The 15,990-nt window shown below is 41.3% G+C and carries 14 protein-coding genes; 4 read left to right on the top strand and 10 right to left on the bottom strand.

Annotated features, from left to right (window positions below):
- Positions 1 to 6 precede the first annotated feature (6 nt).
- A complete protein-coding gene (locus tag ACESQI_RS06055; RefSeq protein ID WP_373125561.1) occupies positions 7 to 1,641 on the top strand; it encodes a RagB/SusD family nutrient uptake outer membrane protein in 1,635 nt (544 codons plus the stop codon).
- A gap of 169 nt (positions 1,642 to 1,810) precedes the next feature.
- On the opposite strand, the gene dnaJ is transcribed toward ACESQI_RS06055, so the two are convergent.
- Positions 1,811 to 2,983 carry a molecular chaperone DnaJ gene (dnaJ, locus tag ACESQI_RS06050; RefSeq protein ID WP_373125560.1) on the bottom strand — a complete coding sequence of 391 codons (1,173 nt, stop codon included), beginning with the start codon at positions 2,981 to 2,983 and terminating at the stop codon, positions 1,811 to 1,813.
- 9 nt (positions 2,984 to 2,992) lie between these two features.
- Positions 2,993 to 3,571: a nucleotide exchange factor GrpE gene (locus tag ACESQI_RS06045; protein ID WP_085929647.1), complete on the bottom strand. Its 579-nt coding sequence runs from the start codon at positions 3,569 to 3,571 to the stop codon at positions 2,993 to 2,995.
- Between the two features lie 257 nt (positions 3,572 to 3,828).
- On the opposite strand from ACESQI_RS06045, the gene ACESQI_RS06040 reads away from it, so the two are divergent.
- The 3 genes from ACESQI_RS06040 (at position 3,829) to ACESQI_RS06030 (ending at position 6,179) form a co-directional block, all read left to right on the top strand.
- A complete protein-coding gene (locus ACESQI_RS06040; RefSeq protein ID WP_002560853.1) occupies positions 3,829 to 5,448 on the top strand; it encodes an ABC-F family ATP-binding cassette domain-containing protein in 1,620 nt (539 codons plus the stop codon).
- 167 nt (positions 5,449 to 5,615) lie between these two features.
- Entirely contained in the window at positions 5,616 to 5,864 is a 249-nt protein-coding gene (locus tag ACESQI_RS06035) for a GlsB/YeaQ/YmgE family stress response membrane protein (protein ID WP_002560852.1), read from the top strand.
- A 51-nt stretch (positions 5,865 to 5,915) separates the two neighbouring features.
- Positions 5,916 to 6,179, top strand: coding sequence for a YtxH domain-containing protein (locus ACESQI_RS06030; protein WP_002560851.1), 264 nt, complete (start codon positions 5,916 to 5,918; stop codon positions 6,177 to 6,179).
- Positions 6,180 to 6,422: 243 nt separating this feature from the next.
- Here the strand turns inward: ACESQI_RS06030 and ACESQI_RS06025 are convergent, their stop codons facing one another.
- From ACESQI_RS06025 to ACESQI_RS05990, 8 genes are all read right to left on the bottom strand, one after another.
- Positions 6,423 to 7,049 carry a DapH/DapD/GlmU-related protein gene (locus ACESQI_RS06025; RefSeq protein ID WP_195661392.1) on the bottom strand — a complete coding sequence of 209 codons (627 nt, stop codon included), beginning with the start codon at positions 7,047 to 7,049 and terminating at the stop codon, positions 6,423 to 6,425.
- A gap of 23 nt (positions 7,050 to 7,072) precedes the next feature.
- On the bottom strand, positions 7,073 to 7,966 hold the full coding sequence (locus ACESQI_RS06020; protein ID WP_122202138.1) for a hypothetical protein: 894 nt from the start codon (positions 7,964 to 7,966) through the stop codon (positions 7,073 to 7,075).
- Positions 7,967 to 7,980: 14 nt separating this feature from the next.
- Positions 7,981 to 9,138, bottom strand: a complete 1,158-nt coding sequence (locus ACESQI_RS06015; RefSeq protein WP_025867953.1) for a sugar transferase — start codon at positions 9,136 to 9,138, stop codon at positions 7,981 to 7,983.
- 8 nt (positions 9,139 to 9,146) lie between these two features.
- Positions 9,147 to 9,512, bottom strand: a complete 366-nt coding sequence (locus tag ACESQI_RS06010) for a PleD family two-component system response regulator (RefSeq protein WP_044095214.1) — start codon at positions 9,510 to 9,512, stop codon at positions 9,147 to 9,149.
- 199 nt (positions 9,513 to 9,711) lie between these two features.
- Entirely contained in the window at positions 9,712 to 12,123 is a 2,412-nt protein-coding gene (locus ACESQI_RS06005; protein WP_373125559.1) for an LruC domain-containing protein, read from the bottom strand.
- 1,100 nt (positions 12,124 to 13,223) lie between these two features.
- Positions 13,224 to 14,270: an asparaginase gene (locus tag ACESQI_RS06000; protein WP_002560845.1), complete on the bottom strand. Its 1,047-nt coding sequence runs from the start codon at positions 14,268 to 14,270 to the stop codon at positions 13,224 to 13,226.
- Between the two features lie 297 nt (positions 14,271 to 14,567).
- Positions 14,568 to 15,341: a tryptophan synthase subunit alpha gene (gene trpA, locus ACESQI_RS05995; protein ID WP_002560844.1), complete on the bottom strand. Its 774-nt coding sequence runs from the start codon at positions 15,339 to 15,341 to the stop codon at positions 14,568 to 14,570.
- A 21-nt stretch (positions 15,342 to 15,362) separates the two neighbouring features.
- Complete coding sequence (locus tag ACESQI_RS05990; RefSeq protein ID WP_002560843.1) at positions 15,363 to 15,980, bottom strand: phosphoribosylanthranilate isomerase; 618 nt, start codon at positions 15,978 to 15,980, stop codon at positions 15,363 to 15,365.
- Between the last annotated feature and the right edge of the window lie 10 nt (positions 15,981 to 15,990).

Here is a 15,990-nt window from a genome sequence, read left to right as displayed (position 1 = left end):
GCTACGATGAAACGTTCATTTATATATATAGCATGTTTTCTGTTGTTATCACTGGCGCAACTATCCTGTGATGACTTTTTACGTGAGAAACCGAGAGACCGCATCTTTGAGGAAGAAGCATATAAAAACTTGTCCGACTTGTATCTCAATGCAGTCGCCTCATTGTACAACAATATTGGCGGATACAGTGACAGCCAGGGCTTGCAGGGCACCGGACGCGGTATCTACGATCTGAATACCTTCACTACCGATGAGGCTATAATGCCCACCCGGGGTGGCGACTGGTATGATGGTGGTTTCTGGCAGGGGCTTTATCTGCACAATTGGGGTGTCAATAATGATGCTATACAAGCCACCTGGGAATATTTGTATAAAGTGATAGGTTTAAGTAATAAATCGCTGGAAAGAATAGCGCAGTATGCCGGGACGCACAACGACAGGGAGTTAGTGGCCTATGAAGCAGAGGTGCGAGCATTACGTGCCCTGTATTACTATCATCTGGTAGATTTGTTTGGAAATGTTCCGTTGGTATTGTCTTCTTCTATGCCGGTGAAAGAAGTGAAACAGTCCACCCGCCAGGAGGTTTATGATTTTGTTGTACGCGAGTTACAGCAGTCGGCTCCCGAACTGAACACTGCCCATAGCAATCTGCCCGGTACTTATTATGGACGCATTACCCGCCCCGTTGCCCATTTCCTTTTGGCTAAACTGGCTCTGAATGCAGAGGTATATACCGATAATGACTGGACGGACGGCATACGCCCGGATGGCAGAAACATCTATTTTAATGTAGGTGGCGAAGAGCTTAATGCCTGGCAGACCGTTGAGGCTTATTGTGATTCTGTCACGAAGTCCGGTTACCGGCTTGAAGAGGATTATGCAGCCAACTTTGCCGTATTCAACGAATCATCTGCCGAGAATATTTTTATTATACCTATGAATAAGAACCTGTACACCAATCAGATGCAATATCTTTTCCGTTCGCGTCACTACAACCATGCCAAAGCATATGGCTTGAGCGGAGAGAATGGTTCAAGTGCCACCATTGAGGTTCTGAAAACCTTTGCCTATGGCACTCCTCAGGTTGATCCCCGTTTTGACAAGTGCTACTTCGCCGGCATTGTTTATGACTTGAAAGGAAACGTTGTGAGGCTGGACGACGGTACGATACTTGAATACCTACCCTGGGAGGTGGCTTTGGATATATCCAATGAGCCTTATGAGAAGACAGCAGGAGCCCGTATGAAGAAGTACGAAGTAGATGATACGGGCACGAAAGACGGTAAACTGATGGAGAATGATATTGTGCTTTATCGCTATGCCGACGTGCTGCTGATGAAGAGTGAAGCAAAAGTCCGCAACGGAGAGAACGGTGATGAAGAATTGAACCGGGTACGTTCCCGTGTGGCTGCTCCTTACCGGGAAGCTACCTTGAATACCCTTCTTGATGAGCGCCAACTGGAATTTGCCTGGGAAGGCTGGAGGCGACAGGATCTTGTGAGGTTTGGATTATTCACCCGTCCGTATAGCAGCCGGCCACAGTTGGCTGGCGAAGCGAGTGGGTATACTACGGTATTCCCCATACCGGATAAGGTGAGGCGTATGAATCCGAATCTGGTTCAGAATCCGGGGTATAAATAAGAGGGGGGGAGATACTAAAGAGGATGTACCAAAAGTAAAACTCACTATCGTTAAAACGCAGATTAACGCTAATTTGCGCAAAGATTAAATTAAATCTGCGATAATTAGCGTTAATCTGCGTTTATAAAGTTATGGATTAATAGCTTTCTCAGACTTTTGAGGCAATCTCTTAATCAAAGAAGCTCTTGAACTTCTTAAAGATCTTTTCCTTCACAGAAGTATTGGGCTTGAAATTATCAGAAGTATCCAGCTTTTCAAGTGTACTCTTTTCTTCTTTTGTTAATGCTTCGGGCACGTAGACACTTACATTTACCAGTAAATCTCCTGTACCATATCCATTAACACTTGGTAAGCCTTTGCCACGCAAACGAAGCACTTTACCCGGCTGTGTACCCGCATCAATCTTTACTTTTACCTTTCCGTCGATGGTAGGTATCTCAACAGCTCCTCCCAAGGCTGCTGCCGGGAAACTGAGAAGTAAGTTGTATACCAAATCATTTTCATCACGGAGCAGGCTTTCGTGTGGCTCTTCTTCAACCAGGATGAGTAAATCACCCGGTACACCGTTATGTTTTCCGGCATTACCTTTTCCACTCATGGAGAGTTGCATGCCTTCTGCTACGCCGGCCGGAATCTTAACGGTTACCACTTCTTCTCCATATACGATACCGTCACCGCTACATTCCTTACACTTGTTCTTAATGATTTTACCTTCACCATTACAAGTGGGGCAGGTGGTGCGGGTCTGCATCGTACCCAAAATAGTCTGTTGGTTACGAATTACCGATCCGCTACCTTTACAGGTCGGACAAGTCTCAGAACCACCGTTACCTTCTGCACCCGTTCCATGACAGTGTGTACAAGGCACATACTTTTTCAGTTTGAACTTCTTTTCTACTCCGGTAGAGATTTCTTTCAGCGTCAGTTTTACTTTCACACGAAGATCAGAACCACGATAGCGTCTCTGTTGCTGACCGCCTCCGCCTCCAAAGCCACTGAAGCCTCCGAAACCACCGCCTCCGCGACCTCCGAAGATATCGCCAAACATGGAGAAGATATCGTCCATAGACATACCTCCACCAAAGCCGCCAAACGGACCACCATTGCCGGCAGCACCACCCATACCTGCATGACCGAACTGATCATAACGGGCACGTTTGTCCTCGTTGCTCAGCACGTCGTATGCTTCGGCTGCCTCTTTAAACTTTTCTTCCGCCTCCTTGTCGCCCGGGTTTTTGTCCGGGTGATACTGAATGGCTTTTTTACGATACGCTTTTTTTATTTCTTCTGCTGTTGCGGTTTTCGTCACCTCCAGCACTTCATAGTAGTCTCTCTTTTCCATATATATATTTTATTCTCCAACTACCACTTTGGCGTGGCGCAGTACTTTATCGTTCAGTGTGTATCCGGTCTGTACACAATCCAGAATTTTTCCTTTCTGTTTTTCAGACGGTGCGGGAATCACTGCGATGGCTTCGTGGTAATCTGTATCCAGAGGCTTATCTTTGGTTTCGATTACTTTCACGCCATTTTGTCCTAATACAGAAATGAATTTGTTATAGATAAGTTCCACACCTTCTTTAACGGCTGCTACGTCTGTTGCTTTATCCATCATTTGGATAGCGCGTTCCAGATCGTCAACCACAGGCAGGATACTACTCAGGCTCTTTTCACCTCCATTCAAGATCAGTTCAGCTTTTTCTTTTACCGTACGTTTACGGTAATTGTCGAATTCGGCAGAGAGGCGCAGATATTTATCTTTCTGATCTTCAATGGTTGCATCAGCTTCTTTCAACTGCTTTTCCAGCTCTTCTTCTTTGGTCAGGGGAGCTGCTTCCTCCGTATTTTCTGTATCCTGCAACTGTTCGTCTGCAAGGTTTTCAGCGTTCAACTCTTGTTCTTTAGCTGTTTCTTTTTCTTTAGGATTCATATCTTTATCTTTTTTGTTCTTAATAAATGGATTCAATTTCATGTCAATAGGACGTTACAATGTAACTGCCTCCCAGCAAAAACTCTGCCAATCTGCTAAACATGTCAAAAAACGCTGCAAAGGTAATGCTTTTCTGTCAGATTGACACATGCTGCATAGCATGTAATTCATTAAAAATGTCTATCTTTGCAGCCTGTTTGTGAATTACAGACATTTCAATCGTAAATTGTAAATAGTTAAAATCGTAAATATAAAAGATGATTACAGTTTCAAACGTTTCGGTACAGTTTGGTAAAAGAGTATTGTTTAATGATGTAAATTTGAAGTTTACAAGTGGGAATTGTTATGGTATTATTGGTGCCAATGGTGCAGGTAAGTCCACTTTCCTTCGCACAATTTATGGCGATCTTGATCCGACTACCGGAAATATAACATTAGGTCCGGGCGAACGTCTGTCAGTGTTGAGCCAGGACCACTTTAAGTGGGATGCTTTCACGGTAATGGATACTGTGATGATGGGACATACTGTGTTGTGGGACATCATGAAGCAACGCGAAGAGTTGTATGCCAAGGAAGACTTTACCGATGAAGACGGGTTGAAGGTTTCCGAGTTGGAAGAGAAATTTGCTGAGCTTGACGGCTGGAATGCCGAGAGTGATGCTGCCATGTTGCTCAGTGGCCTGGGAGTTAAAGAAGACAAACATTATGTGTTGATGGGTGAGCTGAGTGGTAAAGAGAAGGTACGTGTGATGTTGGCACAAGCGCTTTACGGTAATCCGGATAACTTGCTGCTGGACGAGCCTACCAATGACCTCGATATGGAGACAGTGACATGGCTTGAAGAATATCTGTCAAACTTTGAACATACTGTATTGGTGGTGAGCCATGACCGTCACTTCCTTGACTCAGTATGTACACACACGGTTGATATCGACTACGGAAAAATCAATATGTTTGCCGGTAACTACAGTTTCTGGTATGAATCCAGTCAGTTGGCTCTCCGTCAGCAACAGAACCAGAAAGCAAAGGCTGAGGAGAAGAAGAAAGAACTGGAAGAATTTATCCGCCGGTTCAGCGCCAATGTAGCTAAGAGCAAGCAGACTACCAGCCGTAAAAAGATGTTGGAGAAACTGAATGTAGAAGAGATTAAACCTTCTTCACGTAAGTATCCGGGCATTATCTTCACACCCGAACGTGAACCGGGCAATCAGATCCTTGAGGTTTCAGGTTTGAGTAAGAAGACCGAAGAGGGCGTAGTGCTGTTCAATGACGTGAACTTTAACGTTGAGAAGGGCGATAAGATCGTATTTATCTCACGTAATCCACGTGCCATGACGGCTTTCTTTGAAATAATCAATGGCAATATGAAGCCGGATGCCGGTCACTTCAATTGGGGAGTGACGATTACTACCGCTTATTTGCCGTTGGATAATACGGATTTCTTTAATACCGATCTCAATCTGGTAGATTGGTTAGGGCAGTATGGTGAAGGGAATGAAGTATATATGAAAGGATTCCTGGGACGTATGCTTTTCTCTGGAGAAGAAGTTTTGAAAAAGGTAAGTGTACTTTCGGGGGGTGAAAAGATGCGTTGCATGATTGCGCGTATGCAGCTTCGCAATGCAAACTGTCTGATCTTAGATACGCCGACTAATCACCTCGATCTGGAATCGATTCAGGCATTCAACAACAACCTGAAAACATATAAAGGTAATATCCTGTTCTCTTCACATGACCACGAATTTATTCAGACTGTGGCAAATCGTGTGATCGAACTGACTCCGAACGGCATCATTGACAAGATGATGGAATATGATGAATATATTACTTCCGATCATATTAAAGAGTTGAGAGCTAAGATGTACGGCGATAAATAAAAAAAGATCCTTTTTATATTAGACGCAGGCAGTATAGGAGTTTATTTCTATACTGCCTTTTTTTATAATCATGCCTTTCCTAAATTCTCGTTAATTCCCTCTTCTGTTTGCGAACTTTTTACAGAGGAGATACGTTCCTTGTATAAACAATACAAAAAGAGAATATTATGAATTTTATCTGGTATATTCTGATAGGAATTATTGCCGGCTATGTGGCTGGTAAAATAACAAGAGGAGGTGGCTTTGGACTGCTGGTCAATCTTGTTTTAGGAATTATTGGCGGTGTACTCGGGGGCTGGGTCTTTGCTTTACTTGGATTGGCGGCAACTGGTATTATCGGTAGTTTGATAACTTCTGTTGTAGGTGCTGTTCTGTTTCTGTGGATTGCATCTTTGTTTAGTCATTCGCGACAGTAGGTTACCTTTGCAATGTATTTATTTTATTAACTAACATAAAATTATTTGATTATGGAATGTGGAAATACTAAATTTCTGGTAGGTCTTGGATTAGGTTCTGCCATTGGTGCGCTGGTTTATCACTTTTCGCGCACAGCGAAAGCTAAGAAACTGAAAAATGATGTGTTTAATGCCCTTCATGAAATTGAGGCAGATGCCGAAGCTGCCATGGAAGATGCAAAAGTAAAAGCTGTGAAAACAGGTGCTAAAGTTGCAGGTAAAGTAGCGGATAAGGCCAATGAGGTAAAGGAAAAACTAAGTGAGGTAGGCCAATAAGCCTACCTTTTTATATATATGCTCTCCCCGGACACTGTTTTGTTCGGGGATTTTTTGTATATAAAAAACAAAATCCTGGCGAAATCACTTCGACAGGACACTGTTTCATTTTACTTAAATGTGGCTACGTAATAAAATTATGACTAATTAATTAAATTCTGATACTGCAAAGATAGAGTGTTTACCCCATAGCCACAATCCCTTAAATAAGGTATATTACGTAGTATTTCTCACTATATATAGTTACTTGAGTTCTTTTTTCCATTCTTTGCTTACCGGATCATAGCGTTTGATGATACGTGCAGGACTTCCGGCACATATTGTATAAGCCGGAACAGAACGGCTTACAACGCTCCCGGCAGCTACAACACAATGTTTTCCAAGTGTCACTCCGGGTAGAATGACTGCATTGGCACCTACCCACACGTCATCTTCTATTGTCACAGGGGCAGTACTTACTCCTTGTTCATCAATCGGCTTTTCGGCATTCGCATAATTGTGGTTTAATCCGGTTACAGTCACATTTTGTGCCAGGTTTACATGATTGCCTATCTGTACAGGACCTATGATCGTATTTCCTAATCCCACGCGGGTATAATCTCCGATAATCAAATCTCCTACGGCATTGTTGAGACACGAGAAATCTTCCACAACTGAGTATTTGCCGAGTGAAAAGCTACGGAACGGCGGAAGATCTTTGCGTACGCTACGATAAATAACCGAACCTTTCCCCCGTTTCAGGTATACAAAATAAAACAGACGTATCCACCAGTTGGGGCGTGTTTTTACCGGATGCATAATAAATCTGTGTACGGCCTGTTTTAAGCCCGGGTGTTGTTTAATGTTATGTTTTAGCTTTCTGATGTCCATATATATTTGTTGGGTTTGGGAGGTTACTTCTTTTTTTTCTTCTCTACCAGATAATCGGGGATAGCCAGACAGAGAGTAAATAGCAGGGCGAACAACAGGAACCACCAACTCAAAGAAGCTCTCCAGTCATAGCAGGTGGCTATGATGCACCAGATACTGCTGAAGAGAAGTAGGATTCTCCATGAGGGCAAAAGCTGCCGGAATAATTTGTCTGCATAATCCCAGTTGCCTTCCATTAGTACTGCAGGAAGCTTTGAGACGGCTTTTCGCTTTGACATAGAATAGGGGCGGGGACGAGGAGTGTTACTGTATATATGGATGTGGTCCATATATTCTATATAGATGTTCTGCTGTAATAATCTGCTTTCCAGATTGCTTTTCGGACTTCTCAGGTTTTGTTTCAGCCATTTGAAGTCTATGGCAATATCTGTTTTTTCGAGTGCCGAAGAAAGTCCTGTCTGGACATGTCCTTGTCTGAATATTGAATTTCGGATTTCTTCATGGATTGCTTTCCAGCGAATCTTTCGGGTAGGACGGCATTCAATGATGTGGTGTAGTTGCATAGCCATTGTCCCCGATCCGTATGCGTTATTGATTTCTTTTAGCAGGCACGGAGATACATTGGTTGTTTCTCCCAGAATGATAGCTATGTCGTATAGCGACTCATCCAGTTCTTTTATACTCTGATACAGATTTTCGTAAGTGAGCAGGGTATATAACTCTTCCGGATACTTTTGTTTACAGATTTCTGTTCCCGGAGGAACCAGAAGTATAAAACGATGCATATTCCCGGTAGCCGGATATTTCTCTGATCTTCTGAATAATGCTGCCAAAGCAAAAACAAATAGATAGATGCCGGCTATCGCAATGTAGAGAAAGAATATGCTGTCTGCAGTATAGAAAAGAGTGTCTGCCATATAAGCTGTATATATTATACGTTTTCTTTTTGTATAAATGCAGTAACAGTTTTCAGGATAATTCTCATGTCTATCCAAAAAGAGAATGTTTTGGCATATTTTATATCCAACTGTTTACGCTCATCTGCCGACATCTTTCCTGAATCTCCACGCTTTTCTACCTGCCAAAGTCCTGTCAGTCCCGCCGGAGCCATAAAGCGGTCGATGTATTCGTCGCTGGTTAATAACTCAGCTTCGTACAGTGGCAAGGGGCGGTTACCTACTATTGACATGTCTCCTTTCAATATATTGATAAGTTGAGGCAATTCGTCAATGCTGTATTTACGAATGAAACGTCCTACCCGCGTGATGCGTGGATCGTTTTCGAGTTTGACAAATGCATTCTCCTGTTCGTGGCTTCTTTTGTTGATATACGCTTCTTCTGAAATGACAAAATCATCAGAGATTAGTACTATCCCGTCTTCATTTTCACTAAGCTCGGGCATTTCTCCCCAGATGATATCTTCGGTTGTCTCTTCTTCGGTTTGATATTGATTCAGGGAGTTGAAGTCTTTCAGATGCTTGTCGGCATTCGTATACATGGAACGAAATTTCAGAAAATCAAATATCTGATAATTACTTCCTACACGTTTTGATTTATAGATAATGGCTCCTTTGCTCTCCAGGCGGATAGCTATCGCAGTAATAATGAGTAGGGGAGACAAGCCTAATAGTGCAGTACCCGAAAAAAGTATATCAAAACATCTTTTCCAGAGAGGAAGCCTGAATGTTTGTATATTCTCTCCTCTTTTTTGTAGGTCTTTTATCTTTTGTTGCTTTCTGCGTTTCTGAAAGCTTATCAGGCTGTCTATTGCCTCCTGGGGGCTTTCAAATGGTATGGTGTTGTTGATACCGGCTTTCAGATATTGCAGACTTTCTTGTTGTGTAAGTGAATCCATCACTAATACCATATAGATACCGGGATACTTTTTCCGCAAAGACTCAATATCTTTGATATCTGTCTGTGTATTAGTCTGTTCGTATAATATGATTATATCAAACTTCTCCCGTATCTTATCTATTATTTTGATAGCCTTATCACATGTAGCTACATTGTAAAACTCCTCTTTGGGGAGTTTGGAAAAGCGTTTAATCGTTTTTTCGTACCTTCCGATATAGATAAGATGTAGCATAGAAAGACTTAGTCTATAATTTTTTTAATACGGACTTTAAGTTCGAGAGGATTGAATGGTTTTAGGATGTAATCGGCTGCTCCCTCTTCCAGAAGCCTGATTCTTTCTGTTGTGCTTTCTTCGCTTGAAAGCATGATAATAGGTATGGATTTGAATAACTCATTTCGTTTCATGTAAAGTAAGAATTCATCTCCCATCATTTCCGGCATACGGATGTCCGAGATAATAAGATCCGGAACGTTCCCTTCATTCAGCCACTCAATGGCTTTAATAGGATTTTCATGATAGGTGAAATCGTAATCTTTTCCCAAATAGATGGAAACTACTTTTGCGATGGATGCCTTGTCATCAATGAGCAATATTTTTTTTCTCATGTCTATAATAAAACTTTTTACTTTGCTTGCTTTGTTGATACGTGATTGATGTCTTTCTTGTCTCAAGCCGTGCAAATATATATAATATTTTTATAACTGTGTTCTTTTACGATAAAGTTATTTTCTGTTTTCAAATAAAGTCTGTTTCCCGGACAAAATAAAAGCCGGATTTTCTTATTCTCCGGCTTTTACTTTATTTTTAATTTTTATTGTTCTGGAAAGTGCCGTTGTTGTCGAAGGTAGTATACCATTTGGGGTTCTCTGTACCACCACTGGTTACCCAACTTTCAAACTCCTTGTATACATCTTTAATATTGCGATACTCCAAAGGCCATTTAAACGACTGTGGTATGATGATACCCCAGGCAAGATTCTCTTTGCTTATGTAATACTTCGTACCCGTTGAGCCGTCATCATTTCCTCCGAACAGTTGGGTATTGGCCAAATCGCTTGGCTGACGTCCCGGCATATGGATTTCTTTTCTCTGCTGGGCTCTGTCGGTGATGATGAAGAAATTCATATTGTTGATGTTGAAGGCACTTTCTTCTATGCTATTGGTCAGGTTTACAGTGATTTCTATTTCGGGAAGATCACTGTTGCTTACATTATTGTCACTGCCAGACTGGGTATTGATGAACTCTCTTGTATTCTTTCCCATTAATTTGTGTGCATCGTCAAAGAGAGGTATCACAGCCTGGCTCTGACCTGCTTCAACTCCACTGTTTTGAAGATTGAATGTGGTGGGTTTATGGGCTTTGTATGCAATGCTGTTTATACTGCTTGCTGGTACTTTGTCTAACATTACAGCGGCGGCGATAGCTTTGGTTGCTCCTACGGCACGAAGGGTAACAGTGAATGTTACTTTGTTCGTTTTGTTTTTACTGTCAAGTTCATACTTCAAACCTTTGAGCTGTATTACAATGTCATTCATATCATAGTCGCCGTAGAGAGGCCATTGGTCTTCAAACAGCAGTGTGTATTTATTGGCTGTTTCTATGATAGTCGGGAATTCCGGTTCAGTTGGAGGAAGCGGATTGGTAACAGAGCCTTCACTACATTCTGTTTTGGCGATTTCTACAGGATTGGTAGATTCACTTGCCCATTCGGCACCGCCTGTCATTGTCCAGCGAATATTCCCCCATTGATCTCTTTTAGAATCCGGATGATCATCACAGACAATCTGTAAATTTCCGGAATAATGAATCATGTCATTGTTGTCGGGATTCGTAGCAACTGCTTTTTTCATTTTGAGAAGTGCTTTCTCGTTGCCTGTACCCTTGAACCCTCTGTTTTTTGTATGATATCGGAATTCGGCTTGCTCTTCTACTGTAAACATAGCCTTGGCACCCATCTCTATTAATGTGTTGTCCATATACAGCCTGCTGGTCTTAATAAATGCACCGGCGTCATTTATGATTTTAGCTTCGTGCAGGTCTAATAGCTGATTGACGATTAGTTTGCATTTGTTGAGGCTATAATCATTCCAGCCTTCTATGTGCATGTTTGTGGTAGTCCATTCACCTTCATTCTCCCATGAACCGTTTTTACAGTTGAGGCTGGTCAGTTGGGCTACGGTTACTTTATTGATATTCTTTATATGACTATCACCTGTGACAGCTATATCGGTGGCAGTCACTTCTCCTTCATTCAGCATATTAGAGTTTCCGTTCGTGCCGGTCAGTTTACCGGAGATATTTATAATACCCTTTTCTCCATTATAGATGAAAGAACTGTTGGTATAAGTGACATTACGGGCGGTGAGAGTACCCTGGTTATACAACTTATAGTTATTATCCAGTTGCATATCGTTTTCTATTTTTAATGTTGCCCCTTTACCTACTGAAATCAAGCAGTTGATTTGGCCATTATTCTTTGATTGTGGCATTGTTACAGTCACATTGGGCAGTATGAATAGTTTGCAATTGGCAGCAAGGTATGTTTCTTCGCTCAGCGTTATGTTTTCGGTAACATACAAACTAACTCCTGATGCCCAAATATTTATTTTGGTTGTCTTTGCAGTAACTTTATAACTGCCGTTGGCTTTAAAGTTGTTTTGATCGAATATTTCATTTGTGGGTGATACTTCGGGAAATATACTCTTATCTTCACTGTCTGGTGTTGTCATTGTCGTGAATGCCCGTGTACTCATGCTTCTGGTAGTTTGCGTAGTCACCGGAGTACTGAAGTCGCAATTAACAACCCCGTTCTCTGTGCTGTACGCACGAATTGATGCCAATCCATCCGGAGCAATCTGGCGAATGTAAAGCATCGGAATCGAATTGGATACAGGCAATTCGGTAGTGAAGTCCTGACCCAATTTGGCAAATCCTTTGGTCAGGAGGGTTGCATCCGGAGATATTACAGGATTGTTGTCGAACACCTCTACCGTATAATGATATTGTCCGTTAAATGTGTCGTTAACCTTCACATTAAGGTTTATCGAAGAGAATAATAACCAGTCAAAGCCATTAGGGGCACTTATGTTACCCATTGGATTTTGAGCACGGTAATTGGGATCATAGAAGTTCTTATCACTATCTACACAGCTACTAAAAACAACTCCACTTACTATAAGTGTAGCTGCCAGTGATTCCCGGAAGTTAATTTTCATACATTAAATATTGCTTATTTTGTCTACTGTAATTTGCTATAACAACAAATTGCCTTTACTATTTATCACAAAGATATCTATTTATTGTATGATAACAACCAGTTAGGGGAGATAAAGTTTTGCTTATTAACATCTTTTTAGATATTGATGGACGGATATTGCAACTTTCTTTAGTCGTTCTTTCAATAACTTTTATTTCTTTGTTTATCAGTAGTATATGCTATATTTGTTCGTGCACTGTAAAAGCGAATTATAAGAAAAGTTGTATATTCTGTTCATTGTTTCTTATTGGACTTTCTTTACAAGCAGAGGAGCAAGGATGACGGTAACAGATTATTGTTGTTATGATGCTTATTTTGACTGTTTCTTCTTTCAATAGATGATTGAGATGTCTGTATTGGGGGAGGATCAAGGTATGTATATAGAAAATAGTTTATACAAATTCTTCTTGTTGACAAATTCTTAATCTTTTATGTTTTTAGTTGGCAATAGATATATTTATTGAATTTTCACTATTAATATCTGTGTTTTCTCTGCTCTGGTTACTATTCAATAAGATTCATGATTATACATTGAAACCCAACAGGCTAAAAATATTCGTCTGTAATCTATTATTGATGCGAATCGGTAGTTGGATATTTGGTCCAAACCTGTATAGAATGAACTAAAGGGATTGCCGATAGTTTATCCGCAACACTCAAGACATTTATATATAAAATCTGCTTCTTCCTTAAATTAATACCTTTTCATAGGAAGTAAAGTTACGGACAATTAAAGATAAACTATAATCAAAAGTTTCAGTTGTAAGATTAAAACTTTAGGTTTTATAACCAAAAGTTCCGGTTATAGAATCAAAAGTTTTGGTTATAGATTATAAAAGAGAGAATAGTAGTTTTTTTCCTGATAAAAGGTAGTTTATATCGCCTTGTTTTGAACAAATATATACGATTAAGTTGAGTCCGGTTTTCAACTACTGATTCGCATTATTTATCATTTAGGATCAATACCCGATTTTTAGTTAAATACTGAAAATATTCCCCGGACTCCACAACGGTTGATTTGAAAACTTCGGAGTTGAGGAATATATTGTCTATTTCATTTTATCCTATTGACTTCGTTATTTCTCCCACCAGGCAAGAATTCATTTTGTATCTGATTTCTTTGTTACTCAATCCGTGTCCAAGCAGGAACATCAGTTTGGTTACTGCACATTCCGGGGTGCTGTCATATCCGCTGATCACACCTGCTTGCAATAGTTGTATTCCGGTTTCGTACCGTTCCATTTCTACTGCTCCCGAAGAGCACTGGGTAATGTTGACAATGATAATACCTCGTTCTGTAGCCTCTTTTAGCTGTTGGATGAACCAGGGTTTCTGAGGGGCATTTCCCGAACCGAAAGTTTTCAATACCACCGCTTTCAATCCCTCCACGTGAAGCAGGGAGGTGACGATACTTTCCTGTATGCCGGGGAAAAGAGTTAATATCACTACATTGGAATCGAACAGATAATGTGGTTTCAGTGGTTTGGAGAAATCTGGTTTGCGGATTAAATTAGGTTCATATTTAATATGGATACCGACACGTGCCAATGCCGGATAGTTGAATGAGCGAAAGGCATTGAAGTTCTCGGCGTTGATTTTGGTAGTACGGTTGCCCCGCATAAGGTGATTTTCGAAGAAGATACATACTTCCGGTACGATGGCGGTACCGTCCGGATTTTTGGCTGCGGCTATTTCGATAGCGGTTATCAGGTTTTCTTTTCCGTCTGTTCTCAGGGTTCCGATAGGAAGCTGTGAGCCGGTGAGGATGACTGGTTTGCTTAAATTCTCAAGCATGAAACTCAAAGCCGAAGCTGTATAGGCCATTGTGTCTGTACCGTGCAAAATGACAAAGCCATCGAAGTTGTCATAATTATAGTTGATGATCTTTACGAGTTTTGCCCAGTAAAGAGGTTCCATATCAGAAGAGTCAATAGGAGGGTCGAATTGATAGGAGGAGATCCGGTAATTAAAACGCTTCAATTCGGGGACGTGTTTCAGCAGGTGGTCAAAGTTGAAGTTTTCTAAGGCACCTGTTTCCGGGTTTTCTATCATTCCGATAGTTCCTCCAGTATATATTAACAAAACGGAAGGGCAATTTGCTATCATATCTGTGGCTCTTTTGTTAAATCGGCGACAAAGATATAAATTTATTATGATTTATGGATTATCGTTGGGTAAGTTTGTGAGTTGATGAGTTTGTGAGTTGGTAAGTTGAAGAGTTTGTGAGTTGACAACTTGTCCTCTTGTCAACTCACCAATTCACCAACTTTTCAACTCACCAACTTTTCAACTCACCAACTTTTCAACTCACCAACTTTTCAACTCACCAACTTTTCAACTCACCAACTCTTCAACTTACCAACTCATCAACTTATCAACTCACAAACTTACAAACTCATCAACTTACTCCCGAATTGCTTCCAGCAGCCGAAGGATTGCTTTTTCAGGGTCTTTTTCTTCTTCCAGTAAAGTAACAAATCGACTGCCTATAATACCTCCCCGCGCATTGTCACATGCTGCACGGAAGGTAGCTTTGTTCGAAATGCCAAAACCCACCATGCGCGGATTGCGTAGTTTCATTTCGTCTATCTTCTTGAAGTAAGCACGCTTCTGCACATCAAAATCCTGCTGGGCGCCTGTAGTGGCAGCCGAAGATACCATATAAATAAACCCGTCTGTATGGGCGTCTATTTCACGTATGCGTTCTTCGCTGGTTTCGGGAGTGATAAGCATAATTACTTTAATGTCATAACGTTCGGCTATGGGGCGGTATTGCTCCTGGTAGTCGCGAAAAGGAAGATCGGGAATAATAACTCCATCAATGCCACATTCAACGCATTGGCGGCAGAAGTTTTCAAACCCAAACTGCATGATAGGATTCAGGTATCCCATAAATACAAGTGGAATTTTCACATCTTCGCGAATACCGTGGAGCTGTTCGAAAAGCCGTTTGAGTGACATGCCGTTACGAAGTGCCCGTGTGGCTGCATTCTGAATCACAATACCGTCTGCCATTGGATCACTGAATGGAATGCCGATTTCAATCATACTTACACCGTGCTTTTCGAGGGTGCGGATAACGTTGGCTGTTCCCTCCAATGTAGGAGTACCGGCACAAAAATAGATAGATAGCAGGTTTTTTTTATCGCTGCCGAAGAGTTGATTGATTCTATTCATGTTTTTATTCTTTCTTTATTATTAACGTAATTCGTTTAAAAACAGATGGATACGTTGTGCGTCCTTCTTTCCCGGTTTTACTTCAAAGCGGCTGTTGAGATCGTAGCCCACCAGTAGGGGGTGCTGAAACTCTTTGAGTGCTTTGGCGCTATAAGGATTGATACCGCCACTCAGTATGAAGGGAGTACGTCCTTTATAGATATGCAGAATACTCCAGTCGAATTGATTACCCGATCCTCCACGTTGTTCGCACTTTGTATCAAAGAGAAAGTATTTGCAGAAATTACTGTAATTGTGTACGTTTTGCAGATCCTTTCTGCTGGCTATAGGGAATGCCTTGATAAGTTTCAGCCCTGACAACTGGAGTGACCGGCAATATTCCGGCGATTCATTTCCGTGTAATTGAATGAAGTCCAGACTGAAACGGTCGGCAAACATTTCTATTGTCTGCTTATCTTCGTTAACAAAGACTCCGACACGGCGGGCATTGGCAGGCATATAATCGGGCATTTCGCATAAGTAACGTGGAGATTTGGGATAGAAGATGAACCCGATCATGTCGATGTCTGGTGATTCTACTTCACGAATATTTTCTCCTTCACACATGCCGCAAACTTTGATTAATTTGTTGTTTACCATTTTCTTGAGG

Origin of the sequence: Bacteroides sp. HPS0048 (genome assembly GCF_964240755.1) — a bacterium.
GTDB classification, from domain to species: Bacteria; Bacteroidota; Bacteroidia; order Bacteroidales; family Bacteroidaceae; genus Bacteroides; species Bacteroides nordii.
Note: the sequence above shows the minus strand (reverse complement) of the source record. Positions and strands in the feature narration are given on the sequence as shown.